Annotated in this window: 25 protein-coding genes; 12 read left to right on the forward strand and 13 right to left on the reverse strand. The window is 69.7% G+C overall.

What is annotated here, in order from left to right; translation table 11 throughout:
- Nucleotides 1-5: 5 nt before the first annotated feature.
- Nucleotides 6-440, reverse strand: a complete 435-nt coding sequence (locus tag BM424_RS12065; protein WP_093416298.1) for a nitroreductase family deazaflavin-dependent oxidoreductase — start codon at nucleotides 438-440, stop codon at nucleotides 6-8.
- Nucleotides 441-528: 88 nt separating this feature from the next.
- The gene (locus BM424_RS12070; protein ID WP_093416302.1) at nucleotides 529-1,266 is read right to left on the reverse strand and encodes a LysR family substrate-binding domain-containing protein; all 738 of its coding nucleotides are present in this window, start codon (nucleotides 1,264-1,266) and stop codon (nucleotides 529-531) included.
- A gap of 42 nt (nucleotides 1,267-1,308) precedes the next feature.
- Between BM424_RS12070 and BM424_RS12075 the strand changes: the two genes are divergently transcribed.
- Nucleotides 1,309-1,719, forward strand: a complete 411-nt coding sequence (locus BM424_RS12075; protein WP_093416305.1) for a DUF5997 family protein — start codon at nucleotides 1,309-1,311, stop codon at nucleotides 1,717-1,719.
- Nucleotides 1,720-1,883: 164 nt separating this feature from the next.
- Nucleotides 1,884-2,774: an AurF N-oxygenase family protein gene (locus BM424_RS12080; RefSeq protein WP_093416308.1), complete on the forward strand. Its 891-nt coding sequence runs from the start codon at nucleotides 1,884-1,886 to the stop codon at nucleotides 2,772-2,774.
- Between the two features lies 1 nt (nucleotide 2,775).
- Here the strand turns inward: BM424_RS12080 and BM424_RS12085 are convergent, their stop codons facing one another.
- A complete protein-coding gene (locus tag BM424_RS12085; RefSeq protein ID WP_093416311.1) occupies nucleotides 2,776-3,465 on the reverse strand; it encodes a TetR/AcrR family transcriptional regulator in 690 nt (229 codons plus the stop codon).
- Between the two features lie 103 nt (nucleotides 3,466-3,568).
- On the opposite strand from BM424_RS12085, the gene BM424_RS12090 reads away from it, so the two are divergent.
- Both BM424_RS12090 and BM424_RS12095 read left to right on the forward strand, forming a co-directional pair.
- Nucleotides 3,569-4,471: an AurF N-oxygenase family protein gene (locus BM424_RS12090; protein ID WP_093416314.1), complete on the forward strand. Its 903-nt coding sequence runs from the start codon at nucleotides 3,569-3,571 to the stop codon at nucleotides 4,469-4,471.
- Between the two features lie 10 nt (nucleotides 4,472-4,481).
- A complete protein-coding gene (locus tag BM424_RS12095) occupies nucleotides 4,482-5,951 on the forward strand; it encodes an FAD-dependent oxidoreductase (protein WP_093416317.1) in 1,470 nt (489 codons plus the stop codon).
- A gap of 193 nt (nucleotides 5,952-6,144) precedes the next feature.
- Here BM424_RS12095 and BM424_RS12100 read toward each other — a convergent pair whose 3' ends face one another.
- The gene (locus BM424_RS12100; protein ID WP_093417010.1) at nucleotides 6,145-7,590 is read right to left on the reverse strand and encodes a DHA2 family efflux MFS transporter permease subunit; all 1,446 of its coding nucleotides are present in this window, start codon (nucleotides 7,588-7,590) and stop codon (nucleotides 6,145-6,147) included.
- Between the two features lie 441 nt (nucleotides 7,591-8,031).
- On the reverse strand, nucleotides 8,032-9,414 hold the full coding sequence (locus BM424_RS12105; RefSeq protein ID WP_093416320.1) for a PepSY-associated TM helix domain-containing protein: 1,383 nt from the start codon (nucleotides 9,412-9,414) through the stop codon (nucleotides 8,032-8,034).
- Nucleotides 9,415-9,575: 161 nt separating this feature from the next.
- Here BM424_RS12105 and BM424_RS12110 point away from each other — a divergent pair, with 161 nt between their 5' ends.
- Nucleotides 9,576-10,460, forward strand: coding sequence for a formylglycine-generating enzyme family protein (locus tag BM424_RS12110; protein ID WP_483880136.1), 885 nt, complete (start codon nucleotides 9,576-9,578; stop codon nucleotides 10,458-10,460).
- Nucleotides 10,461-10,532: 72 nt separating this feature from the next.
- On the opposite strand, the gene BM424_RS12115 is transcribed toward BM424_RS12110, so the two are convergent.
- Together BM424_RS12115 and BM424_RS12120 are read right to left on the reverse strand one after the other, a co-directional pair.
- Nucleotides 10,533-11,462: an LCP family protein gene (locus tag BM424_RS12115; protein WP_245775788.1), complete on the reverse strand. Its 930-nt coding sequence runs from the start codon at nucleotides 11,460-11,462 to the stop codon at nucleotides 10,533-10,535.
- A 440-nt stretch (nucleotides 11,463-11,902) separates the two neighbouring features.
- Nucleotides 11,903-13,066 (reverse strand): LLM class flavin-dependent oxidoreductase, encoded by a 1,164-nt coding sequence (locus BM424_RS12120; RefSeq protein WP_093417013.1) that lies wholly within the window; start codon nucleotides 13,064-13,066, stop codon nucleotides 11,903-11,905.
- Between the two features lie 246 nt (nucleotides 13,067-13,312).
- Here BM424_RS12120 and BM424_RS29870 point away from each other — a divergent pair, with 246 nt between their 5' ends.
- Together BM424_RS29870 and BM424_RS12125 are read left to right on the forward strand one after the other, a co-directional pair.
- Nucleotides 13,313-13,393, forward strand: coding sequence for a putative leader peptide (locus tag BM424_RS29870; protein WP_425442010.1), 81 nt, complete (start codon nucleotides 13,313-13,315; stop codon nucleotides 13,391-13,393).
- 63 nt (nucleotides 13,394-13,456) lie between these two features.
- Nucleotides 13,457-14,785, forward strand: coding sequence for an MFS transporter (locus BM424_RS12125; protein ID WP_093416329.1), 1,329 nt, complete (start codon nucleotides 13,457-13,459; stop codon nucleotides 14,783-14,785).
- Nucleotides 14,786-14,850: 65 nt separating this feature from the next.
- On the opposite strand, the gene BM424_RS12130 is transcribed toward BM424_RS12125, so the two are convergent.
- The 5 genes from BM424_RS12130 to BM424_RS12150 all read right to left on the reverse strand — a co-directional run bounded on the left by BM424_RS12130 (nucleotide 14,851) and on the right by BM424_RS12150 (nucleotide 19,577).
- Nucleotides 14,851-15,171, reverse strand: a complete 321-nt coding sequence (locus tag BM424_RS12130) for an FHA domain-containing protein (protein ID WP_245775789.1) — start codon at nucleotides 15,169-15,171, stop codon at nucleotides 14,851-14,853.
- A gap of 312 nt (nucleotides 15,172-15,483) precedes the next feature.
- Nucleotides 15,484-16,305, reverse strand: coding sequence for a carbohydrate ABC transporter permease (locus tag BM424_RS12135; protein ID WP_093416334.1), 822 nt, complete (start codon nucleotides 16,303-16,305; stop codon nucleotides 15,484-15,486).
- Nucleotides 16,305-17,228: a carbohydrate ABC transporter permease gene (locus BM424_RS12140; protein ID WP_245775790.1), complete on the reverse strand. Its 924-nt coding sequence runs from the start codon at nucleotides 17,226-17,228 to the stop codon at nucleotides 16,305-16,307. The genes BM424_RS12135 and BM424_RS12140 overlap by 1 nt, the downstream gene beginning before the upstream one ends.
- Nucleotides 17,225-18,583, reverse strand: coding sequence for an ABC transporter substrate-binding protein (locus BM424_RS12145; protein ID WP_093416340.1), 1,359 nt, complete (start codon nucleotides 18,581-18,583; stop codon nucleotides 17,225-17,227). The genes BM424_RS12140 and BM424_RS12145 overlap by 4 nt, the downstream gene beginning before the upstream one ends.
- The gene (locus BM424_RS12150; RefSeq protein ID WP_093417016.1) at nucleotides 18,576-19,577 is read right to left on the reverse strand and encodes a zinc-dependent alcohol dehydrogenase family protein; all 1,002 of its coding nucleotides are present in this window, start codon (nucleotides 19,575-19,577) and stop codon (nucleotides 18,576-18,578) included. The genes BM424_RS12145 and BM424_RS12150 overlap by 8 nt, the downstream gene beginning before the upstream one ends.
- 130 nt (nucleotides 19,578-19,707) lie before the next feature.
- On the opposite strand from BM424_RS12150, the gene BM424_RS12155 reads away from it, so the two are divergent.
- Complete coding sequence (locus BM424_RS12155) at nucleotides 19,708-20,691, forward strand: sugar-binding transcriptional regulator (protein ID WP_093416342.1); 984 nt, start codon at nucleotides 19,708-19,710, stop codon at nucleotides 20,689-20,691.
- A 103-nt stretch (nucleotides 20,692-20,794) separates the two neighbouring features.
- On the opposite strand, the gene BM424_RS29190 is transcribed toward BM424_RS12155, so the two are convergent.
- Nucleotides 20,795-21,076, reverse strand: coding sequence for a hypothetical protein (locus BM424_RS29190; protein ID WP_139274054.1), 282 nt, complete (start codon nucleotides 21,074-21,076; stop codon nucleotides 20,795-20,797).
- Between BM424_RS29190 and BM424_RS12165 the strand changes: the two genes are divergently transcribed.
- From BM424_RS12165 to BM424_RS12180, 4 genes are all read left to right on the forward strand, one after another.
- Nucleotides 21,045-22,493, forward strand: a complete 1,449-nt coding sequence (locus BM424_RS12165) for a helix-turn-helix domain-containing protein (protein ID WP_483880137.1) — start codon at nucleotides 21,045-21,047, stop codon at nucleotides 22,491-22,493. The genes BM424_RS29190 and BM424_RS12165 overlap by 32 nt on opposite strands.
- Before the next feature lie 35 nt (nucleotides 22,494-22,528).
- Nucleotides 22,529-23,206: a TIR domain-containing protein gene (locus BM424_RS12170; protein WP_175548052.1), complete on the forward strand. Its 678-nt coding sequence runs from the start codon at nucleotides 22,529-22,531 to the stop codon at nucleotides 23,204-23,206.
- Between the two features lie 69 nt (nucleotides 23,207-23,275).
- Nucleotides 23,276-23,557 carry a hypothetical protein gene (locus BM424_RS12175; RefSeq protein ID WP_245775826.1) on the forward strand — a complete coding sequence of 94 codons (282 nt, stop codon included), beginning with the start codon at nucleotides 23,276-23,278 and terminating at the stop codon, nucleotides 23,555-23,557.
- 189 nt (nucleotides 23,558-23,746) lie between these two features.
- Entirely contained in the window at nucleotides 23,747-26,080 is a 2,334-nt protein-coding gene (locus tag BM424_RS12180; RefSeq protein ID WP_093416355.1) for a molybdopterin cofactor-binding domain-containing protein, read from the forward strand.
- The last annotated feature ends 2 nt before the right edge of the window (nucleotides 26,081-26,082 follow it).

Raw genomic sequence — 26,082 nt, forward strand, 5'->3', positions numbered from 1 at the left:
CGGGATCAGGCGGGTTCGAGCAGGACCACCGGGATCGTGCGGTCGGTCTTGGTCTGGTACTCGGCGTAGTCCGGGAACGCCGCGACCGCGCGGTTCCACCACAGCTCGCGCTCGTCACCGGAGAGCTCGCGCGCCACGTAGTCCTTGCGCACCGGTCCGTCCTGCAGCTCGACGGTCGGGTTCGCGCGAATGTTGTGGTACCAGACGGGATGCTTCGGCGCGCCGCCCAGCGAGGCCACGACCGCGTAGCGGCCGTCGTGCTCGACGCGCATCAGCGGAGCCTTGCGGATCTTGCCCGACTTGGCGCCCTTGGTGGTCAGCACGATCACCGGGTAGCCGCGCATCGTCGTGCCCTCGGTCCCGCCCGAGCTCTCGTACTTCTCGACCTGGTCGCGCACGAACTCGGTCGGGCTCGGCTCGTACTCGCCCGTCAACGGCATCGTCGTACCTCCATCACGAGAACCGGCTGTGACCACGACAACACCACGGGCCCGGCGGGCATTCCACGCCGGTCACCCCATCGAGGAATCAGCGGCGGCGGGGTTTGCGCCCCTTCGCCGGTGCCGGACCGCGCCGGGTGCCGGGCTTGCGCGGCTGGGCCTTGGCCGGTTGAGACTTCGCCGGGGTCTTCTTGGTCTTGCGCGCCGATTCGGGCTGCTGCTTGCCGCGGGTGCTGTTGACCGTGCGGCCGCGGACGATCCCGATGAACTGCTCCATCAGGTCGGGGGTGTCGTCGGTGACCGGCCAGCTCAGCGCGACGGTGGATTCCGGCACGTCGCTGATCGGCCGGTAGGTGAGGTCCTTGCGGTGGTGCAGCCGGGCCAGCGACTGCGGCACGACCAGCAGCCCGACCCCGGCGGCGACGAGCACGATCGCGTCGGCCGTGGTGGCCGGGCGCTCGATCGCCGGCAGCCCCGGCGGGCCGTCCCAGTCCAGGGTGTCGTCGAGCGGGTGCAGCACCACGTCCTCGGCCAGCTCGTCGGGGGTGACCTCGTCGGCGGCGGCGATGAGGTGGTCCTTGGGCACCACGACCACGGTCTGCTCGGTGTAGAGCGGGATGGCGTGCAACCCGGTGCGGTCGATCGGCAGCCGCAGCAGCGCCGCGTCGACCTCGCCGCGGTGGATCAGGCCGGTCGCCTCGAACGGCGGGGTCTGGTGGAGGGTGAGCGGGACCCGGGGTTCGCGCTCCCGCCACTTGCGCGCCCACTTGTCGGGCGTCACGCCGGGGACGTAGGCGAGGTCGAAGGAGTCGGCCGAGTCTGTCACCTGGCCAGACTACCTACCGGAGTCGCCGGATACGCTGGGCGGATGACGTCGCGCAAATCCGTCCAGACGATGAAGCCCGCCACGGCGGCCAAGAAGCTCGGTGTGCTGCTGGAAGCCACCCCCGCCGATTTCCAGGAGGGCGTGGTCTCGCGCGACGAGCTCAACGCGCTGCAGACCGACCCGCCGGAGTGGCTGCGCGACCTGCGCCGCAACGGGCCGCACCCGCGCCCGGTCGTCGCGGCCAAGCTCGGGGTGTCGATCAGCGGTCTCACCCGCAACGGCTACGCCGATCCGCTGACCACCGAGCAGATCAACGCTCTCCGCGACGAGGACCCGGAGTGGCTCCAGCGCGAGCGCACCACCCGCGTCGAGGCCCGCCGCGAGGAGGAGCGGGCGCGCGCCCGCAAGGCCGACAAGGCCGCGAAAGCCGCGCGGGGCCGCGAGAACTCCTGATCCCGATCATCCGCGAGCGGTGCCGGTCGCGAGGCGTGACCGGCACCGCTCGTGACCTGCACCGTTGGTCGCACCGCTGATCAAGTGGTGTTCTGCAGCGGGAAAATATGGGTTACAGTCGTGTTCCTGTTACTTCCAGTACACCGTAGTGCGGAGGTGTGGACATGACCGCTGTCCAGCACGTGGAACCGGACTTCTCCACGCGATTGCTCGAATCCTCGGAGATGCTCTCCTACGACCCGATGACCGAGATCGACTGGGACAGCCCGCTGCCCGACCACCAGTACGGGCTCAACCCCGAGTGGAGCACGCTGTACGGCACGTCCCTGTGGGACGGGCTCACCGAGCAGCAGCGGATCACCCTCACCCGGCACGAGGTCGGCTCGATCATGAGCACCGGGATCTGGTTCGAGATGATCCTGCAGCAGATGCTGCTGCGCGATCAGTACGCCAAGAACCCGGCCAACCCGGAGTTCCAGTTCGCGCTCACCGAGATCGCCGACGAGTGCCGGCACTCGATCATGTTCGCCCGCATCTGCCAGAAGCTGGAGATCCCGGCCTACTTCCCGCACAAGGCGGTCGTCGAGGCCGCGCGGCTGTTCAAGAGCACCGCGGGCGGCGAGGTCGCCTACGGCGGCACGCTCGTCGCCGAGGAGGTCCTCGACGTAATGCAGCGCGACTGGATGCGCGGCGAGAACGTGCTCGACATCGTGCGCACCAGCTCAAAGATCCACGTGGTCGAGGAGTCGCGGCACATGAAGTTCGCGCGCGAGGAGATCAAGGAGCACCTCCAGGGCAAGAACCTGCTCCAGCGGCACGCGAGCGCCTGGCTGATCGGCCTGATCTCCTACGCGATCATCTCCAGCCTGGTCAACCCGCGCGTGTACAAGGCCGTCGGGATCCGCCCGCGCGACGGTCTGGCCGCGGCGCAGGCCAACGAGCACCGGAAGTCCATGCTGCGCAACGCCTGCGCGCCGCTCATGGACTTCCTCGACGACGCGGGCCTGCTCACCGCCCCGGCGGTCAACCTCTACAAGCAGGTCCACATGCTCTGAGTCAGTCGTCGGCTGGATCCGCTTCTGCCAGAGGCAGATTCGGGTCCAGCTCGATGCCGTAGACCTGCAGCGACCGGTCGAGCAGGTGCCAGGTCCAGTCGCAGAGCCAGTCGGTGAGCTCGTCGAGGGTGAGCCCGCCCGGTTCCTCCAGCCAGCTGTTGGCGCCGGACTCGACGAGACCGACGATGCCGAAGGCCAGCGGCTGGACCACCGGCACCTCGATGCCGAACTGCTTCAGGAAGAACTCGAACAGCCCGGTCACCTGGCGAGCGATGACGGTCTTGACGTCGGCGACGACGTTCTGCCCGGACGTGCCGGTCGCCGAGTTCATGCTCAGGTAGCGGTAGAGGTTGCCGTGCTCGGCCAGCCAGTTGGTGTGCGCGCCGATCGCCGCGCGGATCATCTCCGCGGGCGTGCCGCGCGGGTTGAACATCGGCGCCAGCTCTTCGGTGACCATCTCGGCGACCCGCTCGGCGATGGCCGACCCCAGGTCCGCGGTGTCGTTGAAGTACTTGTACAGCCGCGGCCGGGCGACACCGGCCTCCTCGGCCATGAGCTCGACCGACACCTCAGGTCCGTGCTTGGCGATGGCGCTCAGCGCCGCATCCACCAGCTCTTTCCGCCGCTTCTCGCGATACCCGGCCCACCGGGCGCTGCGGCCGTCCACCTGCCGTGTCGTTGATGCGGTCACCCGCCGAGTCTATCCGTCGGCGAAAAGGGACTCCGCAACCGCGGATTTATGGGGTACAGTCTGTTCCTGTTACTTCGAGTACGACGAACTGCGGAGGTGCGCAATGACCGCCGTCGGTGTTGCCGGCCAGAGCGCTGAGCAGGACTTCTCCAGCCGTCTGTTGGAGTCCTCGCAGACGCTGTCCTACGACCCGATCACCGAGATCGACTGGGACGCGGCCCTGCCCGAGGACCAGTACGGACTGAGCCCGGAGTGGAGCACGCTTTACGGCACCCCGCTGTGGGACGAGCTCACCGAGCAGCAGCGGATCACGCTGAGCAGGCACGAGGTGTGCTCGATGATGAGCACCGGGATCTGGTTCGAGATGATCCTGCAGCAGATGATCCTGCGCGATCAGTACGCCAAGAACCCGGCCAACTCGGAGTTCCAGTTCGCCCTGACCGAGATCGCCGACGAGTGCCGGCACTCGATCATGTTCGCCCGCATCTGCCAGACCCTGAAGGTGCCCGCCTACCTGCCCAAGCGGCTGGTGCTCGAGCTGGCGCGCTTCTTCAAGTCGACCGCCGTCGGGGAGACCGCCTACGGCGCGACGCTGGTCGCCGAGGAGGTCCTCGACGTCGTGCAGCGCGACTTCATGCGCGACGACCGCGTGCTCGACATCGTGCGCACCAGCTCCAAGATCCACGTGGTCGAGGAGTCGCGGCACATGAAGTTCGCGCGCGAGGAGATCAAGGAGCACATCCAGGGCAAGAACAAGCTGCAGCGGCAGTTCTCGGCCCTGGCGATCGCCGTCGTCGGCTACGTCATCGTCTCCAGCCTGGTCAGCCCGAAGGTCTACGACTCCATCGGCCTGGACCGCAAGCGCGCCGTCGAGGCCGTCAAGAAGAACGAGCACCGCAAGTCGCTGATGCGCAACGGCTGCGCCGGTCTCATGGAGTTCCTCGACGAGGCAGGCCTGCTCACCCGTCCGGCGATCGCGTTCTACAAGCGCGTCCACATGATCTGAGTCCAGGACCATGACCTACGCGATCACGCAATCCTGTTGCGCCGACGCATCGTGCATCTCGGTGTGCCCGGTCAACTGCATCCACCCGACCCCGGACGAGCCCGACTTCGGGACCACCGACCGGCTCTACATCGACCCGCGCGCCTGCATCGGATGCGGCGCCTGCGCCGATGCGTGCCCGGTCGACGCGGTGTTCCCGATCGACAAGCTCACCGGTGAACTGTCCGTGCACGCCGAGATCAACCGGGAGCGGTTCTCCGAGATCCCGGCCTCCTACCCCTGGGGTCAGCCGCAGTTCCCGCGATCGCTGCCGACGGACGCCGCCGCGCCGAAGGTGGCGGTCGTGGGAACCGGCCCGGCGGCCGGGTACGCGGTGCAGTCGCTGCTGCGCTCGACCGACGCCGAGATCACGCTGATCGACCGGATGACCACGCCGGGCGGGCTGATCAAGTTCGGCGTCGCGCCGGACCACCCCAGCACCAAGCAGATCGAGCACACCTTCGCGACCAGCTACAAGCACCCGCGGGTGCGGATGCACCTGGGCGTGGAGGTGGGCCGCCACATCAGCCACGCCGAGCTGACCGAGCACCACAACGCGGTGATCTACGCCGTCGGCGCGCCCGGCCACCGCACGCTCGGGCTGCCCGGCGAGGACCTGCCGGGCACGCTGGCCGCGCGCGAGTTCGTGGCCTGGTGCAACGGGCACCCGGACATGGCGGCCGACGCGGTGGAGCTGTCGTCGGAACGGGTCGTGATCGTCGGCAACGGCAACGTCGCGCTGGACGCGGCGCGGCTGCTGCTCAGCGATCCCGACGAGCTGGCGGGCACCCCCATCGCCGAGCACGCGCTGGCCGCGCTGCGCAAGAGCAAGGTCCGCGAGGTCGTGCTGCTGGCGCGGCGCGGGCCCGAGCACGCGGCGTACACGCGCTCGGAGTGGATCGGCATCCAGCAGCGGCTCGCCGGTCGCATCGTGGTCGACGGCCACGGCGGCGCGGGCGAGGTCATCGCCGCGGCGGCCGAGGGCTCGACCGCCGGGCTGCTGCGCGACCTGCCGGTCGAGGACGTCGACTGGGACCGGGCTCCGGCCGGGGATCGCCGCCTGGTGCTGCGGTTCTCGTCGGCGCCGGCCGAGGTCGTCGGGGACGCGCAGGTCCGCGCGCTGCGGGTCGGCGACGGCTCCGGCAGCCGCGACCTGGACGCCGGGATGGTGCTGTGGTCGGTGGGCAGCCGCGGGGTGCGGATCCCGCAGCTGCCGTTCGACGAGGCGAGCGGGGTCATCCCGAACGAGGCGGGGCGGGTTCAGCCGGGCACCTACGTGGTGGGCTGGGCCAAGCGCGGCGCGGCGGGCGGCATCGGCGCCAACCGCGCGTGCGCGGCGGAGACCGTCGACGCCCTCATCGACGACGCCGCGGCGGGCCGCCTCCACGCGGCTCCGAAGAACGCCAAGTCCTTCAACAAGCTCCTCCGCTCCCGGAAGTAGAAGTCCTGGAGTCGGACAGTTTTAGCCATAATTGTCCCGACAAAAAGGACATTGATCATGGGTGATTATGGCTAAAACTGTCCACTGGTGAGGAACGCACCGAACTGAACACCAGCAGACGAGGCGGGGGCGCCAGAAAGAGGCCGGGGGTGCGTGGAAACCCACGCACCCCCGGCCTCTTTCGGCGGTTGGGTCAGTGCACCGCTGCTGCCGAGGTGCCCTGGCCGTCGGTCTTGCGGATGAACAGGGCCGTGGCGAACGCCAGCAGGCCGATGCCACCGGCGACGATGAACGCCGTGCGCAGACCGGCCGCGTCCGGGATCCCGGCCGGGTTGGCCGAGCTCAGCGACGAGACCGTCACGAACACCGCCGTGCCGAACGCGCCCGCGACCTGCTGCAGCGTGCCCAGGATCGCGCTGCCGTGCGAGTACAGGTGATCCGGCAGCGAGCTCAGCGTCGAGGTCATCAGCGGCGTCATCATCAGGCTCAGGCCCAGCATCAGCAGCAGGTGGAAGCCGATCACCGCGCCCAGCGAGGACTGCGGCGTGAGCGTGGCGAACAGCCACAGCGCCACCGCCATCGCCGCCGCGCCCGGGATGACCAGCGGGCGCGGCCCGATCCGGTCGAACAGCCGGCCGACCGGCCGCCCCATCAGACCCATCAGCAGACCGCCCGGCAGCACCGCCAGACCGCTGACGAACGTGCTGGTCTTGAGCACCGTCTGCAGGTACAGCGGCAGCAGGATCGCCGCCGCGCCCAGCAGGCACATGAACAGCAGCGCGGCCAGCACCAGCGGCACCACGAACGAGCGGTTGCGGAACGGACGCAGGTCCAGCAGTGCCTTGTCGTCGCGCTGCAACCGCAGCTGACGGCTCACGAACAGCACCAGCGCCACGGCACCCACCACGAGCGGCACCCACGGCGGAACGGCGTGCGCGCCACCGGACTCGCCGAACGCCGACAGCCCGTAGAGCAGGCCGCCGAAGCCGATCGCCGACAGCACCACCGACAGCACGTCCAGCGGGACCGACCGGGTCTCGCTGTCCAGGCGCAGCCACACGGCGCCGATCACCAGCGCGATCACCGCCAGCGGCAGCACGATCCAGAACATCCAGCGCCAGCCCAGCGACGACAGCACCGCACCACCGATGGTGGGGCCCACGGCCGGGGCGACGGCGATGACGATCGAGATCGTGCCCATCGTGGCGCCGCGCTTGTTCGGCGGCACCAGCCGCATCGCCGAGGTCATCAGCAGCGGCAGCATCACCGCCGTGCCCGCGGCCTGCACGACGCGGCCCACCAGCAGCACCCCGAAGCCGGGCGCCAGGCCGCTGAGCAGCGTGCCGAGGCTGAACAGGCTCATCGCGGTGAGGAACACCTGGCGGGGCGTGAAGCGCTCCAGCAGGAAGCCGGTGATCGGGATGACCACCGCCATCGTCAGCAGGAACCCGCTGGTCAGCCACTGCACGGTCGTGGTGGACACGTTCAGGTCGACGGTGAGGTCGCGCAGCGCGACGCTCAGGATCGTCTCGTTGAGGATCATCACGAACGCCGAGGCGACCAGCACGCTGAGCAGCACGGTGGCTTTCGGCGGTGTGGTCTGCCGGTCAGGCTCCGCGATCGCGGCCGTCTCGGTCATGGGCTTGTCGTGCACCTCGCTCGTGTGGGGCCTGGTCGCGGCCGTGTTCCTCCCGGCCGGTGTCCCGGTCGGGCTCGCCGCGTCGCTGACGGCGATTCGGTGGAGTTCTGCGCTCTCAGGCGGCGCGGCGGGTCGACCCGCGCGGTGGGCCGCGGCGGCGTCGGGCGCGGCCGGATCTCGGCCGGCGGGTCAGCGGGTCAGTGCCGGGGCGGCACGTGAACCGTCCCCTTCACGAGCGTGCTCGTCCCCCAAGAGCTCCGTGTCACCTTAACGTCCGGTGCGGACGAAAATTCCCGTCGCGCCGAAGCGCCGCGAATCGGGCGCGGTCTCCGGCGTGCGCGACGTCTTCCATCATCCGGCCTGGTCAAGCGAATTTCTCAGCCGGTGATCGAGTACCCGTGGGCGCGGGGGCGTTTCAGGAAGCGGATGACGAACGTCACGTTAGGCCCGAGCGGCCCGCCAGCGCCCCAGCGCGGTGTCGAGGATCAGGAACGCCAGCAGCGAGATCCCCAGCAGCGGCAGGAAGAACGCCACCACCAGCGTCACCGCGATCAGCGGCAGCAGCACCCGCAGCGGGACCTGGCGCCAGGCACCGCGGGCGACCGGGGCGCCGAAGGTCCCGGCCGGGCGGCGCTTCCACCACATCCGGTAGCCGAGCACGATCGCGGTCAGCAGCGCCACCACCAGAGCGGCCAGCACCAGCTGGTTGACCAGACCGAACAGCAGCCCCATGTGCGCGTCGACGCCCCAGCGGGCGAGCTTGGCCATCAGCGGCCAGTCGGCGAAGCGCAGCGTCTCGACGACCTGGCCGGTGGCCGGGTCGACGGCGGCGGAGTCCTGCTGAGTGGGCCAGTGCCGCTGGATCTGCTGCACCACGTAGGCGCCGCCGTGGCTCGGCGGGGTGATCTCCACCGGCCCGGTCAGGCCCTCCGCCCGGGCGGCGCCGAGCACCCGCTCCGGGCCGACGTCGGCACCGGTGTGCATGCTGTGCCCGCCGTGGCCGTGGTGGCCCTGGTGCTCCGGCGCGACGGCGGAGGCGGAGACCGTCGGGGTCTCCCAGGACAGCGCCTCGCGCAGCGCGGTGACGTTGGCGCCCGCGTAGTTCGACCAGGTCAGCCCGGTCGCCGACAGGAACAGCAGGCCCAGCGCGATCCAGGTGCCCAGCGCGCCGTGCCAGGACAGCAGCCGCTTGCGGCCGGTCGTGCCGGACGGCGGGACGACGAGGGACCGGCGGGTGGCCCGGCGACGCCGGAACCACAGCAGCACGCCGCCCAGCACCACCACCCACAGCCAGCTCGCGGCGAGCTCGCTGTAGAGCCGGCCGAAGTCGCCGAGGTGCAGGCCGCGGTGCAGGTTGTCGATCCACGCGCGCAGCGGCAACGCCTGGCTGCTGCCGTAGGTGTCGAGGACGCCGCGGACCTCGGCGGTGTGCGGGTCGACGAACGCGGTGCGCTGGAAGCTCTCCGGCAGGTCCGGCGCGGCGAACAGGACCTGCGTGGTGTCGGTCGGGGTGGGCGCCGGGCGGATCGACTGCACCGAGGCGCCGGGCAGCGCCGCGCGGGCCGCGGCGACCTGGTCGTCCACCGAGACCACCTGCGGGCTCGCGGGCACGTGCAGCTCGTGGTCGTAGACCAGCTGCTCCAGCTGGGGGCTGAACACGTACAGCAGCCCGGTGGTGGCGGCCACGACCAGGAACGGGGCGATGAGCAGTCCGGCGTAGAAGTGCAGCCGCAGCACCAGCGGGCGCAGCGCCGCCCACGTCCCGGGCGCGGGCGGTGTCGTTCCGGGCGTCTGATCGGCGGCCGGGGTCGCCTCGGTGCTCATCTCGTCTCCGTTCGCGGCGTGGTGCGTCCGTTCGAGATGTCGGTGCCCGCAACGTCCTGGTTCCCGGGAGTTGCCGCCGTCACACCGGAAGCCCTCCTCCCGCGCGTGACGCGCGCGGGTACCGTCGTCGCGCAGCGCAGGACGAGTGCGGGAGGTGCCGAGTGGCGAGCTGTTGTCCCCCGTCGCGTTCCGGTTCCGCGAGCGGGCCGGAACAGCCGATCACGCCGGGCAGCGGCGATCGGGAGGGGATGGTCGTGCTGCCGGGCGGGGTGTTCCGGATGGGCACCGAGGACGCCGACGGGTTCCCGGACGACGCCGAGGGCCCGATCCGCGAGGTCCGGGTGGAGGCCTTCGCCATCGACCGGCACGCGGTGTCCAACGCGCGGTTCGCCGAGTTCGTCGAGGCCACCGGCTACGTCACCGAGGCCGAGCGCTTCGGCTGGACCTACGTGTTCGCCAAGTTCCTGCCGGGGCACCTGCGCAAGGAGTCACCGCGCCCGGAGCAGACCCCGTGGTGGTGCGGGGTGAGCGGTGCCTGCTGGCGGCACCCGGAGGGGCCGGGCAGCGATCTCGACGGCCGCTGGGATCACCCCGTCGTGCACGTCTCGTGGCACGACGCCGCCGCCTTCTGCACGTGGGCGGGCACGCGGCTGCCGACCGAGGCGGAGTGGGAGTACGCGGCGCGCGGTGGCCTGGACCAGGCCCGCTACCCGTGGGGTGACGAGCTCACGCCGGGCGGCGAGCACCGCTGCAACATCTGGCAGGGGCAGTTCCCGGTCCGCAACACCGCCGAGGACGGCCACGTCGGCACGGCACCGGTGGATTCCTTCGAGCCCAACGGTTTCGGGTTGCACAACGTCTCCGGCAACGTGTGGGAGTGGTGCGCCGACCGGTTCGCGGAGGGAATCGAGAATCGCGCGATGCGCGGCGGTTCCTACCTGTGCCACGACTCCTACTGCAATCGCTACCGGGTGGCGGCGAGGACGTCGAACACGCCGGACAGTTCGAGCGGCAATCTCGGTTTCCGCTGCGCCGCCGACGTCTGAGGAATTCCCGCGAACTACCCCGGCGCCCAACCGGAAGAATTCATTCCGATCGGGCGCCGGGGAATGCGCGACTCACATTCCGGTGACGATGACGTCCTCCGGAACCGGGGTGTCGTTGGCGAGCGCGCCGAAGAGCTGCTCGGCCTTGTCGTTGTCCCACTTCACGACGGACGCGCCGCTGCTGGTCTCGCCGAATCCGGACATCGGGACCGTCGTGGTCACGCCCTGCCCGGAGGCGATGCCGTTCATCGCGAACGCGAGCCCGGCGAGGTGCCAGACGTGGTCACCGGTGTCGACGATGAACGCGCCCGAGGTGTCGGTGATGAGCGGGAAGAGCCGCAGCGGGTTGAGGAAAACCGCTGGGGAGGAGGCCTTCTCGGTGAGCGCGGCGAGGAATTCGCGCTGCCGCTCGACCCGGTCCAGGTCGCCGCGCGCCGAGGCGCGGGTGCGCACGTAGCCCAGCGCCTGCGGACCGTCGAGCTCCTGGCACCCGGCCTGCAGGTCGAGGTTGGCCTTGGGGTCCTGCATCGGTTCCTTGACGCAGACGTCGACGCCGCCGATCGCGTCGGTCATGTCGGCGAAGCCGCCGAGCCCGATCTCGGCGTAGTGGTCGACGTGCACGCCGGTGGCGGCTTCGACGGTCCGGGTGAGCAGCTGCGGGCCGCCGTAGGCGAAGGCGGCGTTGAGCTTGTCCTTGCCGCGCCCGGGGATCGAGACGTAGGAGTCGCGCGGGAGGCTGACCATCGTGGGCTTGCCGCCGGCCTGCGGGATGTGCACCAGCATGACGGTGTCGGTGCGGCGGCCCGCGGCGTCACCGGTTCCCAGCTCGGCCTGCCGGTCGGCGTCGAGCCCTTCGCGGCTGTCGGAGCCCACGAGCAGCCAGTTGGTCCCCGGCCCGTCGGCGGGACGGTCACCACCGGCCGGCAGCGCGGCCTCCCGCTTGAGCGAGAAGTCCACGTAGATCAGGAATCCGACGAGCGCGAGCACCAGGACCAGCAGCACGACGAGGATCTTCCTGCCGGTGCGGCGGGGTTTCGGCCGATGATGCGGTGGCCGTGCGTGTACCATCTGTTGCTGAGCGTAGTTCATCTGCCATCCGAGAAGTCGTGTTCCGGCGAGGTTTTTCGCGCTCCCCGACGTGCCGCGCGGCGGCAGAGCATGACAGATGATCACCATTCGGAACAGGACAGATCCCACAGCCCGGAACAACGATGCGGACTCGCTGGAATTGCGCGAGAACAACGTTCGATTACCGGCGCTAAAATGCTCACCCAGAGCGACTTCTCGCATTTCCGGATTCCCGCCGGTAGCGCAAGCCCTCGCATTCTTCCCGGAACCGTTCTCGGTCGTTCCCTCCACTCTCCGCGATCATCGCGGAGTCACCCCGCTCCATCGCGAAACGGCCCGGACGAGAGAGCCGTCCGGGCCGTTTCGCGTTCGGCTCAGGAAGCGGGGGTCGGGGCTCCCGCGAACGGGATGCTCGCCGGGGCGGGTTCGGCCTCGGCGCGGTCCGGGTGCCGCCACAGCCCCTTGCGCTCCAGGATCGGCAGCACGCCCTCGCCGAACCAGTACGCCTCCTCCAGGTGCGGGTGGCCGGAGAGCACGAACTCGTCGATGCCCAGCGCGTGGTACTCCTCGATGCGCTCGGCGACCTCGGCGTGGCTGCCGACCAGCGCGGTGCCCGCTCCCCCGCGCACCAGACCGACACCGGCCCACAGGTTCGGGTAGATCTCCAGCTGCGAGCTGGAGCCGCCGTGCAGCTCCAGCATCCGCTTCTGCCCCTCGGACTCGCTGCGGCCCAGGCCCGCCTGGATCTGCTCGATGACCGACGGGTCGAGGGCGTCGAGCAGCCGCTGCGCCTCGGCCCACGCCTGCTCGGAGGTGTCGCGGCTGATCACGTGCAGCCGGATGCCGAAGCGCGGCGAACGCCCCTGCGCGGCGGCCAGCCCGCGGATCCACTCGATCTTCTCGGCGACCTTGGCGGGCGGTTCGCCCCAGGTCAGGTACACGTCGGAGTGCTTGCCGGCGACGTTGCCCGCGGCCGGAGAGGAGCCGCCGAAGTACACCTGCGGCACCGGGTCGGGCAGGCGGGTGAGCTCGGCGCCCTCGACGCGGACGTGCTCGCCGTGGAAGTCGATCCGCTCGCCGCGCCACAGGCCGCGCACGACCTCCAGGAACTCGTCGCAGCGGGCGTAGCGGGCGTCCTTGTCCAGGAAGTCGCCGTAGGCGCGCTGCTCGTGGCTCTCGCCGCCGGTGACGACGTTGAGCAGCAGCCGCTGACCGGAGTGCCGCTGGAAGGTCGCAGCCATCTGAGCGCCCAGCGTCGGCGAGAGCAGGCCGGGCCGGAAGGCGACGAGGAACTTCAGCCGCTCGGTGACCTCGGCGAGCATCGCGGTGGACAGCCACGCGTCCTCGCACCACGCACCGGTGGGCGTCAGCGCGCCCTCGAAGCCGAGCTGCTCGGCGCTGCGCGCGATCTGCCCGAGGTAGCCCAGCGTGGCCGGGCGGGCGCCGCCTGCGGTGTGCGTGGGCGTGCCGTGGCCGCCGCCGACGAGGTAGCGGCTGTCGCCGTAGGTGGGCAGGAACCAGTGGAAGGTGAGGGACATCTGCTTCTCCAAAAGTCCTCTGTGGACTGTCTGTCCGGTCTGAGCGGGAGGGGAAGTCAGCTGCGACAGGCCTGTGCGACGACGCGGAGCAGGTCCACGTGGCGGCGGCGGGTCAGGGGTTCCACGCGCTTCATCGTTCGGCAGCGGGCGGAGCGAAGTCAACGAACGCGCGACGCATCCCACAACGTGGAAACTTCCTCCCACGCTTCTTGACCGGGTCGGAGTCCGGCGGCGAAGCTCTGCCCCGTGCTCCGCCCCGCACTGCTGACCTCCCGTCACCACGTCGACCTGCTCCGCGTGGCCTCCGCAGCCTGTCCCCAGCCCTGACGACCTCAGACGTGCCCACCGACACCGTTCTTAACCGGCCGGACTCCGGCCTTGGAGGCAGTGATGACCGCGGGCCTGCAGCCTGCTCCGGACGTGCGCGAGGTCTCGCGCCGCGACGTGCGCACCGTGATCGTGTCGAGCCTGATGGGCACGACCGTCGAGTGGTACGACTTCTTCCTGTACAGCACGGCCGCCGGTCTGGTGTTCGACAAGCTCTTCTTCCCCACCGACGACCCCGCGGTGTCGACGATGCTGGCGTTCGTCACGTTCTTCGTCGGGTTCGTCGCCCGGCCGCTCGGCGGCGTCCTGTTCGGACACATCGGCGACCGCATCGGCCGCAAGCGCACCCTGGTCACCACGATGCTGCTGATGGGCCTGTCCACGGCGGCGATGGGCGCGCTGCCCACCTACGAGCAGGTCGGCCTGCTCGCACCGCTGCTGCTGGTGCTGCTGCGCGTGGTGCAGGGCCTGGCGATCGGCGGTGAGTGGGCCGGCGCCGTGCTCATGGCCGTCGAGTACGCCCCGCCCGGCAAGCGCGCCTGGTACGGCGCCTGGCCGCAGGTCGGGCTGGCGCTCGGGCTGGGCCTGGGCACCGGGCTGTTCGCGCTGCTCGGCAACGTCCTCGACGACGCCCAGTTCCTCGGCTACGGCTGGCGGATCGCGTTCGGCGTGAGCATCCTGCTGGTCCTCATCGGCCTGGTGATCCGGCTGCGGGTGGCCGAGACCCCGGCGTTCGAGCGGATGCGCGAGACCCAGGGCGCCGCCAAGACCCCGCTGGTGGAGCTGTTCCGCGACCGCACCACCCGCCGCAACACGGTGCTCGGCCTGCTCTCGCGCTGGGCCGAGGGCGCGGCGTTCAACACCTGGGCGGTGTTCTTCCTGTCCTACGCGACCTCGACGCTGCACCTGCCGCGCAACGGGGTGCTGGTCTCGGTGATGCTGGCCTCGGCGGTGCTGGCCGTGCTGCTGCCGGTGTTCGGGCGGGTCAGCGACCGCATCACGCCGCGCCGCGCCTACGCGCTGGGCGCCGGGTTGTTCGCGGTGTCGGTCTACCCCGCGTTCGTGGCCTTCCAGACCCGCGACCTGCTGCTGTCCGGGATCATCATCGTGCTCGTGCTGGGCGTGGTGCACGCGCTGCTCTACGCGCCCCAGGGCACGCTCTACGCGCAGCTGGCCCCGGTGCGCTCGCGCTACACCGGGATGTCGTTCGTCTACCAGTTCTCCGGGATCTACGCCTCGGGCCTGACCCCGCTCATCGTCACGGCGCTCATCACCGCGGGCGGCGGATCCCCCTGGTGGGCGTGCGGCTACCTGGTGCTCACCGGCCTCATCGGTCTCACCGCCACCATCGCGCTGCGCCCGGCGGACCTGCACGCGACCGAAACCGGTTGATCACGCGCGAAAAGCGGGCGCCGACCGGGGGAGCTTCGAACCCCCGGTCGACGCCCGCGGCGAACTCACAGCCCGGTTCGGTAGAGGAACCGCGCCTTGCCGATCCAGATCTCGTCGCCCTCGTGCAGCTCCGCGGTGTCCACCGGCAGTCTGTTGAGGTAGGTGCCGTTGAGCGAACCGCCGTCGACGAGCACGTGCGACTCGCCGCGCAGCCGGATCTCGGCGTGCTCCTTGGAGACGGTGATGTCGTCGACGACGATGTCGCATATGGCGTCGCGCCCTATCGTGGTGCGCTCGGCCTGGAGCACGAATCCGCTGCCCACCGCGTTGCCGCGGGTGATCACCAGGCGGGGCTTGCCGCTGAGCTCCTCGGCGGAGCGAGGCACCGGAAGTTCGTGAGGAGCGGACGCCCTGGCAGTCTCGGATTGCTTCTCGACTGCGTTCGATGCGGACGCGCCGATCCTGGTCTGTTCCATGGTCGTCTCCCTAGCCAACAAGCGTGAAACCTCCGAAGGCACCTGCTCGTAACCGAGCGGCTACTCACAGCATGCCCAAGGAACGACCGCACTCGCTAGGACCAACGTCCTCAATTCACCGGACCTGACGTGATCTGTGAGCCATGTCTCGGTGAATTCGGGGAGACCTTTCCGGGTGGGGCCGCCGGAAACGCGCGATATCTCCGGCGGCCCCGGTCCGGATTACTTCACCGCGCCCATCGACAGACCGCGAACCAGGTGGTTCTGCGCGATCCAGCCGATGACCATCACCGGCAGCGAGGCCATCAGGGCCGCCGCCGACAGCTGCGCCCAGTACAGGCCCTCGCTGGTGATGAAGCCGACCAGGAAGACCGGCACCGTGCCGGCCTGAGCGGCGGTGAGGTTGACCGCGTAGAAGAACTCCGTCCAGGAGAAGATCACGCAGATCAGCGCCGTCGCCGCGATGCCGGGGGCGACGACCGGAAGGATCACCCGGAACAGCAGCACCGGCAGCGGTGCGCCGTCGACCCGGGCGGCCTCGACCATCTCCTTGGGCACCTCCAGGAAGAACGACCGCATCATCCACACCGCCAGCGGCAGGTTCATCGCCGTGTAGAGGATGACCAGCGCCCAGACGTTGTCCAGCAGACCGATGTTCTGCGAGATGACGTACAGCGGGATGATCGCCGCCACGATCGGAAGCATCTTGGTGGACAAGAAGAATCCGAGCACGCCCTGGGTTCCGGGAACCGGGGCGATGGACAGCGCGTAGGACGCCGGGACCGCCAGCAGCAGCACCAGCAGCGTCGACACGATCGTGACGAACGCCGAGTTGCCCAGGTACGGCAGGAAACCGCGTTCCAGGATGCCGGCGAACTGGCTCAGCGTCGGGGTGAACAGCAGCCGCGGCGGATCGGTGTAGGCGTCGGCCTCCTCCTTGAAGGAGGTCAGCACCATCCACAGCAGCGGGAAGACGAACAGGATCGCCACGACCCAGGTGAACGCGGTCAGCGCCCACCGGCCGATCGGGTTCGAGGTATGCATCAGCGCGCCTCGCTCAGGCCGAAGGTGCGGAACATCAAGCGCAGCGCGAAGTTCGCGACGATCAGGGTCAGGACGACCACGATGACGCCCATCGCCGAGGACTGACCGATGTCGAAGCCCTCGAACGCGCGCTGGTAGATGTAGTAGGGCAGGTTGGTGCTGGCAGTGCCCGGACCGCCCTGCGTCATCAGGAAGATCGCGTCGAAGCTGTTGACGATGTAGATCGCCCCCAGCAGACCCGCCAGCTGCAGGTACCGCGACAGCTGCGGCAGCGTGATGGACAGGAACGTCCGCATCCGCCCGGCGCCGTCGACCGCGGCGGCCTCCAGCACCTCCTTCGACTGGCCCTGCAGGCCCGCCAGGATCAGCAGCATCATGAACGGCGTCCACTGCCAGATGACCTGCGTCATCACCGACGCCAGCGGGAACTCCGCCAGCCAGTCGGTGTCGCCGCCGAAGACGAAGTTCAGCAGCCCGTAGGTCGGGTCGAACATCGTGGTCTTCCACAGCAGCGCGCCGGCCGCGGGCAGGATCAGGAACGGCGTGATCAGCAGGGTGCGGACGACGCCGCGTCCCAGGAACTTCCGGTCCAGCAGGATCGCCAGGCCCAGCCCCAGCAGCATGGAGACGAACACGCACACCACGGTCAGCACCACGGTGTTGAGCAGCGCCCCGCGGAACTGGCTGTCGGCGAAGACGTCGACGTAGTTGCGCAGACCCACGAAGTGCCGCGAGCCCGGCCGCACCAGGTTCCACGACTGGAACGAGTAGACCACCGTCATCAGGAACGGGATCTGCGTGACCAGCACCGTGAACAGCAGCGCGGGCAGCAGCGGCGCGCGGCGCAGCCACGAACCGGCCTTCGCGGGCTCGTTCTTGCGCACCGCGGGCGCCTTGACTTCTTCGACCACCGTTTGGCTCATCGCGTCTCCCGGTAGGACTCGCCGACGGACTCGGCGTACTCCTGGGACTGTTCCAGGGCCTCGTCGACGGTGATCCGCCCGGCGATGGCCGCCGACAACTGCTGGCTGATCCGGGTGCCCAGGTCCTGGAACTCCGGGATGCCGACGAACTGGATCCCCGGGTACGGAACGGGGTTCGCCATCGTGTTGGACTGCTGCGCCTTGTCGATGCCGTAGAGCGTCGGCTGCGCGTAGGCCGAGGCGGCCTGCTGGTACTCCGGGATCTCGTAGGTCGACTTGCGCACGCCCGGCGGAACCCGGTTCCAGCCGAAGTCGTTGCCGACCTGCTTGACGAACTGCTTGGAGGTCATCCAGCTCATGAACCGCCAGGCGGCGTCCTTGTCCTTGGCGACCTTGGGCATCGCCAGCGACCAGGTGTAGAGCCAGCCGGCCTCGGGGGTGCGCTCGACGGGAGCGGCGACGTAGCCGTTCTTGCCGACGACCTTGCTCTCGGCCGGGTCCTCGTTGGTGCCCGCCATGACCGTCGCGTCGTACCACATGGCGGCCTGGCCCTGGGCGTAGTGCGTGCCGCACTCGGAGAACCCGGCGCTGGAGGCACCGACCTCACCGTGCTCGCGAACCAGGTTCACGTAGAAGTTGGCCGCAGCCTTGAACTCCGGCGAGGTGATCTGGGCGTGCCAGTTCTCGTCGAAGTAGCGGGCGCCGAAGGTGTTGACCACCGTGGAGAACGGCGCCAGGCTCTCGCCCCAGCCGGGCTTGCCGCGCAGGCAGATGCCCGAGACGCCGGTGGCGGGGTTGTCGAGCTTGGCCGCGAAGTCGGCGATCTGCTGCCACGTCGGGTGTTCCGGCATGACCAGACCGGCCTGCTCGAACAGGTCCTTGCGGTAGGTCAGGAACGACGACTCGCCGTAGAACGGCACCGCGTACATCGACCCGTCGTGCGACAGCGAGTCCCGGATGGTCGGGATGAAGTCGTTCGCGTCGTAGCCGGGGGTCTTGTCGATGTAGGGCTGGAGGTTCTCCAGCCAGCCGTTGGCCGCCCACTGCGGGGTCTCGTAGTTGCTGATCATCGCCACGTCGAACTCGCCGCCCTGGGTGGCGGTGGAGGCGGTGATCTTCGCGCGCGCCTGGTTCTCCGGCAGCTGCACGAACTTCAGGTGGATGCCCGGGTTCTCCTTCTCGAACTCGCCCTTGAGCGCGACCGCGTCCTCCATCTGCGGGTTGGACACGATCGCGATCACCAGGGTTCGTCCGCCGGAACCCAGCGCCCCGGCGCCGGCGCAGCTGGTCAGCAGCAGGCCGACCATCGCCAGCAGCGCGAGCCGTATCCGCCCGCGCCGTAACGACCTAGGCATCGGCACCTCCCGGCAGGACCTGGACCTTGAGCCCGGCGCCGCTGCGCATGAGCTCCAGGGCCTTGCCGAACTCCTCCAGCGGCAGCGCGTCGGTGAGCAGCTCGTCGCTGTTGATCGCGCCCATCGCCATCAGGTCCAGCGCGGGGCCGAAGCTGTGCAGGACCGCCATCGAGCCGACGATGGTGATCTCGTCGTTGTAGATGCGGAACGGCGACAGCGAGATCCGCGCCTCGGCCGGGGCGACGCCGAAGACCAGCAGCCGGCCGCCGCGGCGCAGCTTGTCGAACGCGGTCTCGATCGCCGGGGCGGCGCCGGTGCAGTCGACGGCCGCGTCGAAGCCGCCCTCCAGCTCGGCGGCGTCCTCGATGGTGGCCACGGCGCCCAGGCGCTCCGCGCGCGGCAGCCGCGAGGCGTTGCGGTCGGCGACGGTGACCTGCGCGCCCGCGCGCTGCAGCAGCTGCTGCATCAACAGTCCCATCGTGCCCGCGCCGATGACCAGGAACCGCTCGCCGGCTTCGACACCGATCTGGCGGACGCCGTGCACCGCGCAGGAGACCGGTTCCACGAGAGCGCCCTGCTGCCAGGTCAGCTCCTCGGGCATCCGGTAGCAGTTGGCCGACGGGACGGCGACGTACTCGGCGAACGCGCCGTCGACGGTGTCACCCGTGGCGCCCCAGTTCGCGCAGAGGTTGCCGTGCCCGTTGCGGCAGGGCGTGCAGTACCCGCAGAACAGCGACGGGTCGACCGCGACCCGGTCGCCCACCTTCCAGTCGCCCGGGACGTCCGGGCCCACCTCGACGACCTCGCCTGCGAACTCGTGGCCCGGCACGATCGGGTAAGGCGTGGGCGGGAAGTGCCCGTCGGCGATGTGCACATCGGTGCCGCAGATACCGGTGGCGCCGACCTTCACCACCAGTTGCCGCTCCCGAGGTACCGGATCCGGTACGTCGCCAACCCGGATCGAACCGGGTTCGTCAATGATCGCGGCCCGCATCACACCTCCGACTCCAGAGCGCTCATCTGAGCGAACTGCGCTGTACTCTGCCCTGAACTTGCCACGCATTGAAGAGGTTCACTGTTGATGACGTCAACCTTTCCTTCAGATTTCACGTTATAGTGCTCAGATGAGCACTTCTCGGCCACGCAGCGGGCTCATCGACACCATGACGGCGGCGTCCATCGCGCACCGGTTCTTCGTCGCCGGGCGCTCGAAGCTGGAGATCGCCGAGGAGTTCGGCATCAGCCGCTTCAAGGTCGCCCGAATTCTGACATCGGCGCAGGAGACCGGCCTGATCAAGATCTCGTTCGAGCTACCTTTCCCGGTCGACGTGGAGCAGTCCGAACGGCTCCGCACCGCCTACGGGCTGCGGCGCGCGCTGGTGCTCAACCGAGCGCATTCGAAGGCCGAGAGGCCCGAGCTGCGCCGCCGGGTCGGTGCGCTGGCCGCGCAGCTCCTCTCCGAGATCACCGTGCCGGGCGACGTCATCGGCCTGTCCTGGGCGCGTTCGGTGAACGCGATGGCCGAGGCCGTCCGCAGCCTGCCGAAGTGCCCGATCGTGCAGCTGTGCGGCGTGCAGGCCGGGATGGACATGCGCGACCGCTCGGTGGAGACGGTGGGCCGGGTCGCCGCGGTCGCCGGCGGCGAGTCCTACCCCATCTACGGGCCGCTGGTGCTGCCCGACCGCCGCACCACCGAGATCCTGCGCAACCAGCCGGGCATCGCCGAGACCTTCGAGCAGTTCCACCACCTCACCAAGGCGGTGGTCAGCATCGGCGCCTGGCAGGAGAACGAGTCGACGGTCTACGACTCGCTGAGCCCCGCCGAGCGCGAGTCCATCCGCGAGCGCGGCGCCACCGCCGAGATCGCCGCCCGGCTCTTCGACGCCGACGGCAACGAGCTGTCCACCGGCCTGGCCCACCACGTCCTGGCCATCCCGCACGAGCAGCTGCGCGCGGTCCCCGAGGTCATCGCCGTCGGTTACACCACGCCCAAGGCCCGCGCGATAGACGCGGTGCTGCGCTCGGGCATCGTCACCAGCCTCATCACCGACTTCGACGTCTCCGAGCTGCTGCTGCAACTGGTCGCCCACCGCCCCCTGCAGACGTGAAGAAGCGGAGCGAGACCCCCAGCCTCGCTCCGCTCTCCCCCCGTTCCCGTTTCCCGTTCACGCTCGAACGGGAAACGGGAAACCGTTGGTGAACCGCCGCTTGTTAATTCCGATCTCCGCCAGAATCCGCCGGTGAACGCAGCACAGCTGATGCGAGCCCGCGGATGTCGATCCAGGCATCGATGATGACGAGGATTGCGGCGGCCATGACGACGACGAGCGCCACCAGAACCGGTCCGGACGCGTGCAACGAGGCCAGCTCGAAGAACGCCCACACCTGCACGGCGGTGAATCCCAGCGTCATCGCCAGGTGTCCGAGCAGGCGCGCGGGTGAAGCGCTGCGCTGTTCGGGTGTGAATTCGCGGGAGAGGTCGTCGGTCAACATCACTTCTCCTAGTGTCGAGCGGTGTTCCAGTTCCAGGACTGAACCCGCTGAACCCACGATCTCCGCTGGCAGGAGCATCCGGCCACCCGTTTCCCGATGCCGGGATGAACGGGAAACGGGCAACCCGGAGGGCGAGTTGACCGAGCGGCCCACACTGTTCGGGGCAGAGCTTCGACGATTGCGGATCGAGGCCGGACTGACGCTCTCCCGGCTCGCGGCACTCCTGCACTACAGCAAGGGTTATCTCAGCAAAATCGAAACCGGTGGCAAGCCACCGACTCCCGATTTCGCGCGGCGAGCCGATACCGCCCTCAAGACCGGGGGCACGCTGTCCGACCTCGTTTCCGAGCACGCGCCGAAAACACCTCTGCCCTCCGAAATCCCGACCGATGGTGATGAGGTGTGGGTGTTGCGACTCGATTCCGACGGAAGCAGTTCGTTCCAACCGATGGACCGCAGGAGCGTCCTGACGGCCGGGGCCGCCTCGGTGGTGGCCTTCGGCGTGGGCGGCTCGCGCGCGGTGGCCGCCGGCGGCGCCACCGAGCCGTTCCAGGCGATGTTCGCCCAGCTCCGCGCGCTCGGGCAGACCGCGAGCCCGTCGCTGGTGCTGCCGAGCCTGATCGCCCAGGCGCACTCGCTGCGGGACCTGGCGCGCAACGCGAATCCGGCGCAGGCGGCCGAGATCCTGGCCCTGACGGCCCGATACGCGGAGTTCGCGGGCTGGATGACCCAGGAGGCCGGGGACGACCGCGCGGCGCTGTGGTGGACCGACAAGTCGGTGCGGCTGGCCGAGGCCGGCGGGGATCAGAGCCTGGGCGCCTACGCGCTGGTGCGCCGGGCGCTGGTCACCCTCTACCGCCACGACGCGCGGGAGACCATCGACGTCGCCCAGCGGGCCAGGCGCGACGCGCTCACCGACCGGATCCGGGGCTGGGCGGCGCTGCACGAGGCGCAGGGGCACGCGCTGGCGGGCGACTACGACCGCTGCATGCGCACCCTCGACCTCGCCCGAGGGCACCTCGACGCGGCACGGCCGGAGCCCGGACCGGTCCTGGGCGCGTCGAACCTGAGCGACCCGGTCTCGATGATCACCGGCTGGTGCCTGCACGACCTGGGCCGCACCGACCGGGCGGCCGAGGTCCTCGACCGCGAGGTCACCGGGCTGCCGGAGCAGGCGCTGCGCTCGCGGGCCCGCTACGGCCTCCGCCGCGCCCTCGCCCACGCAGCTGCGGGCGAGATCGAGCACGCTTGCGCGCTCACCACCGAGGTGCTGCCGGTCGTCGACGCGGTCACCTCCGCCACGGTCCTCACCGACCTGCGCAAGCTCAACCAGCTGCTGGCCCGCCACCACCGCGTCCCCGCGGTCCAGGCCCTCCAACCGGCCCTGATCACCTCCCTGCACCACCACAACAGCTGAAATCACCCCGCCCCCAACCGAACAGGAGAACCGTCGTGCCCGAGATCTTCGTCAACTACCGGACCGGCGACAGCGGCGAGTTCGCCGCCGTGCCCGTGGAGAAGGCCTTGTCCGACCGGTTCGGCGACAAGCTGGTCTTCCGGGACGCCAACATGGATCCGGGCGAGGACTACCGGACGCGGCTGAACCGCGAGTCGTCGACCACCACGGTGCTGCTGGTGCTGATGGGCGCGGGCTGGGCGAAGTTCCCGGACGAGCGCGGACACCCGCGGCTGGCCCGGGAGGACGACTTCATCCGGCTCGAGATCCTCAACGCCATGCGCGCCGGGGCCCGCATCATCCCGGTCCACTGCGGGCGCGGACTGCCGCACCTCGATCCCCGGGACCTCCCCGCGGAGCTGGAGTTCCTCGCCTACCTCAACGCGCTGGACTTCGACGTCCGCAACGCCGAGGACGACCTCGACCGCCTCGCCCGCCACCTCGTGAAACTCGTGCCCGCGCTGGACGACCGCCAGGAGGAACCGAGGTCCTCCGGCGGTGTCCGCAACTACGACTACAGCACCGGGGACGGCCCGCGCGTCCAGGCCGGGACCATCTACGGCGGCCTCCAGATGGGCGGCACCACCACGCACTTCAACGCCCCCACCAGCGGACCGCACCACAGCGGATCGGGCAACCAGTTCGTCCAGCGCCCGAAGGACGACCACCGATGACCGAGAACACCGAACCCGCAACCGGAACCCGCTTCGAACCGGATCCTCTACATCGGACTCGGGTTGGCGGTGCTGATCCCGCTGGTGTTCGGGATTCTGCTGGAATGGCCTGCGTGGGTGGTGGTTCCGCTGCTGGCGGGGGTCGGATGGGGTGCCTTCAAGAAGCTGACCGCAGGTGCGCGAACGCCTTCGGATCACGTCGGTATGCTGCTCGACCAGCTCGGGTTGCACGGTGAGCGCAACCCGGTGCGGCGGTTGACCGCGCAGCGGTTCGCCAAGCTCATCGAGGCGGCCGGGCATCCGCACGTCGCCGAGGACGTGCGCCGCCGGTTCGACGCGCCCGATGCGTGAAACGGACGCCGAATTGGGCATTTCGACCGCTTGACGCGATCGTGATCTTGCTGTGGACGAGAACCGTTGACCTGTTTAACGCTCAACGTTACAGTTCCGCTGTTCGAATGGCCTGGGAAACGCTTTTTCCCAGGCCACGCCCATAATTCCGGCTGCCGGACCCGCTGCGTCCGGCGGAGGGGGAGCGAGATGACGACCGCGGACCGAACCTCACCGCCCTCGGAGCCGGCCGAAGCCGCGTCCCACCACGTCGGGCGTCGCGGTTTCCTCGGCTACGTGCTGGCGGCGCCGACGCTGGTCGCCGCGGCCGACCTGAACCTGACCGCGCAGGCCGCGCAGGCCGAAGGCGCGCCGCCGATCCCCTCGCCCGCGCTCGCCGAGATCGCCGATCTCAGCGACCTGCTCGAGTTCTCCGCCGCGCCCACCGCGAACCTCATCACCGTCACCGTCAACACCGACGGGACCGTGTCCTTCGAGCTGCCGCGCGCCGAGGTCGGGCAGGGCATCACCACCTCCACCGCGATGCTCATCGCCGAGGAGATGGACGTGCCGCTGGAGCACGTCCACGTCACCCTCGCCGACGCGCGCCCGGAGCTGGTGTTCAACCAGATCACCGGTGGTTCCGGCAGCACGCTGTCCACCTACACCCCGATCCGGGTCGCCGCGGCCGTCGCGCGGGGCCGCCTGCTGCAGGCCGCCGCGGTCGAGCTGAACCAGGCGGTGGCGACGCTGCGGCTCAAGCAGGGCGTGATCACCGACCTGCTCGGCAACACCCTCGGCATCGGCGAACTCGCCAAGAAGGCCGCCGGTCAGCGCACCGAGGAAGTTCCGGTGCAGCTCAAGGCCAACGAGGACTTCTCGGTCATCGGCACCCCGCGCAACCGCGTGGACGCGCGCGCCGCGGTGACCGGCAAGAAGAAGTTCGCGATGGACCTCAAGATCCCGGGCGCGCTGCCGACGATGGTGTGCCGCCCGCCGACGCTCAACGGCAAGCCCGGCGAGGTGCGCAACCTCGACGAGGTCGCCACCATGCCCGGCGTCACCGACGTCGTGGCGATCTCCACCGGTGTCGCGGTGCGCGCGGAGACCTTCGGGCAGTGCATCGACGCCGTGCGCGCGCTGGAGGTCGACTGGAAGCCCGGCACGGCCGAGGGCAAGTCAGACGAGTCGGTGCTGAAGGAGCTGCGCGCGGCCGAGATCCCGCTCGTGGCGCCGAAGGGCGACGACAGCGTCGAGGGCGACTTCACCTTCTACTTCCGCAGCAACAGCGCGCTGGAGACCAACTGCGCGGTCGCCGACATGCGCAGCGACCGGGCGGAGATCTGGTCGCCGCAGAAGAACCCGATCGTCACCAAGGAGACCATCGCCGCCAAGTACGGGCTCCCGCTCGGCTCGGTGAAGGTGCACGTCACCGAGGGCGGCGGGTCGTTCGGCCGCAAGCTGTTCAACGACGGCGCGATGGAGGCCGCCGAGATCTCCCACGAGATCGGCAAGCCGGTCAAGCTGATGTGGCACCGCTCCGACGACTCGCGGCAGGGGCGCACCCACCCGATGGCGACCTCGCGGGTGCGGGTCGGCGTCGCCGGGGACAGCGTGCTCAGCTACGAGCAGCGGCACACCAGCGTGTTCACCGACTTCAGCCACGGTTTCGGCGAGATCATCACCGCCAGCGCGGCGAAGCTGCCGATCGCCGACGCGACCTTCTCGCAGACCATCTTCCACTTCACCCAGACGATGCCCTACGGCTTCGGGGCGACGACGATGCTGCTCAACGAGACCGACCACGGTTTCAACACCGGCAGCATGCGCAACATCTACTCCCCCGACGTCGTCACCGCGCGGGAGCTGATCATCGACCAGCTCGCCGCCAAGATGGGTCAGGACGGCTACGAGTTCCGCAAGCGGTTCCTGCAGGAGGAGCGGCTCAAGGCGGTGCTCGACGAGGTCGTCGAGAAGGGCGAGTGGGGCCGGTCGATGCCGTCCGGTCACGCCCAGGGCATCGCGCTGCACAACGAGTACCGGGCGGCGATCGCGACGCTGGTGGAGATCGACTGCACGCCGGAGACGGTGAACCGCCGCATCCGCAACGCGGTGGCCGGTCCGCGCGTGACCAAGGCGGTCTGCGCGGTCGACGTCGGCCTGGCGGTCAACCCGCGCGGTCTGGAGGCCCAGATCATGGGCGGCATCAACGACGGCATCGCCAACGCGCTGACCTCCAGCCTGCACCTGACCGACGGCTACTTCCTGGAAGCCAGCTGGGACAACTACTTCTACACCCGGCAGTGGAACTCGCCGCCGGAGCTGGAGATCATCGTCATGCCGCCGACGACCGGCAAGCCGGGTGGTGCCGGTGAGCTCGGCGTCGCCTCCGCCCAGGCGGCGGTGGCCTGCGCCTACGCCCGCGCGACGGGCTCGGTGCCGACGAGCTTCCCGATCAACCACGGCACGTTGTCGTTCGAGCCCAAGCCGAACGTGCCCCCGATGCCCGAGTCGCCCACCGACGGCCTGCGCCACGCGCAGTGAGG

Source organism: Saccharopolyspora flava, from assembly GCF_900116135.1.
Taxonomy (GTDB): domain Bacteria; phylum Actinomycetota; class Actinomycetes; order Mycobacteriales; family Pseudonocardiaceae; genus Saccharopolyspora; species Saccharopolyspora flava.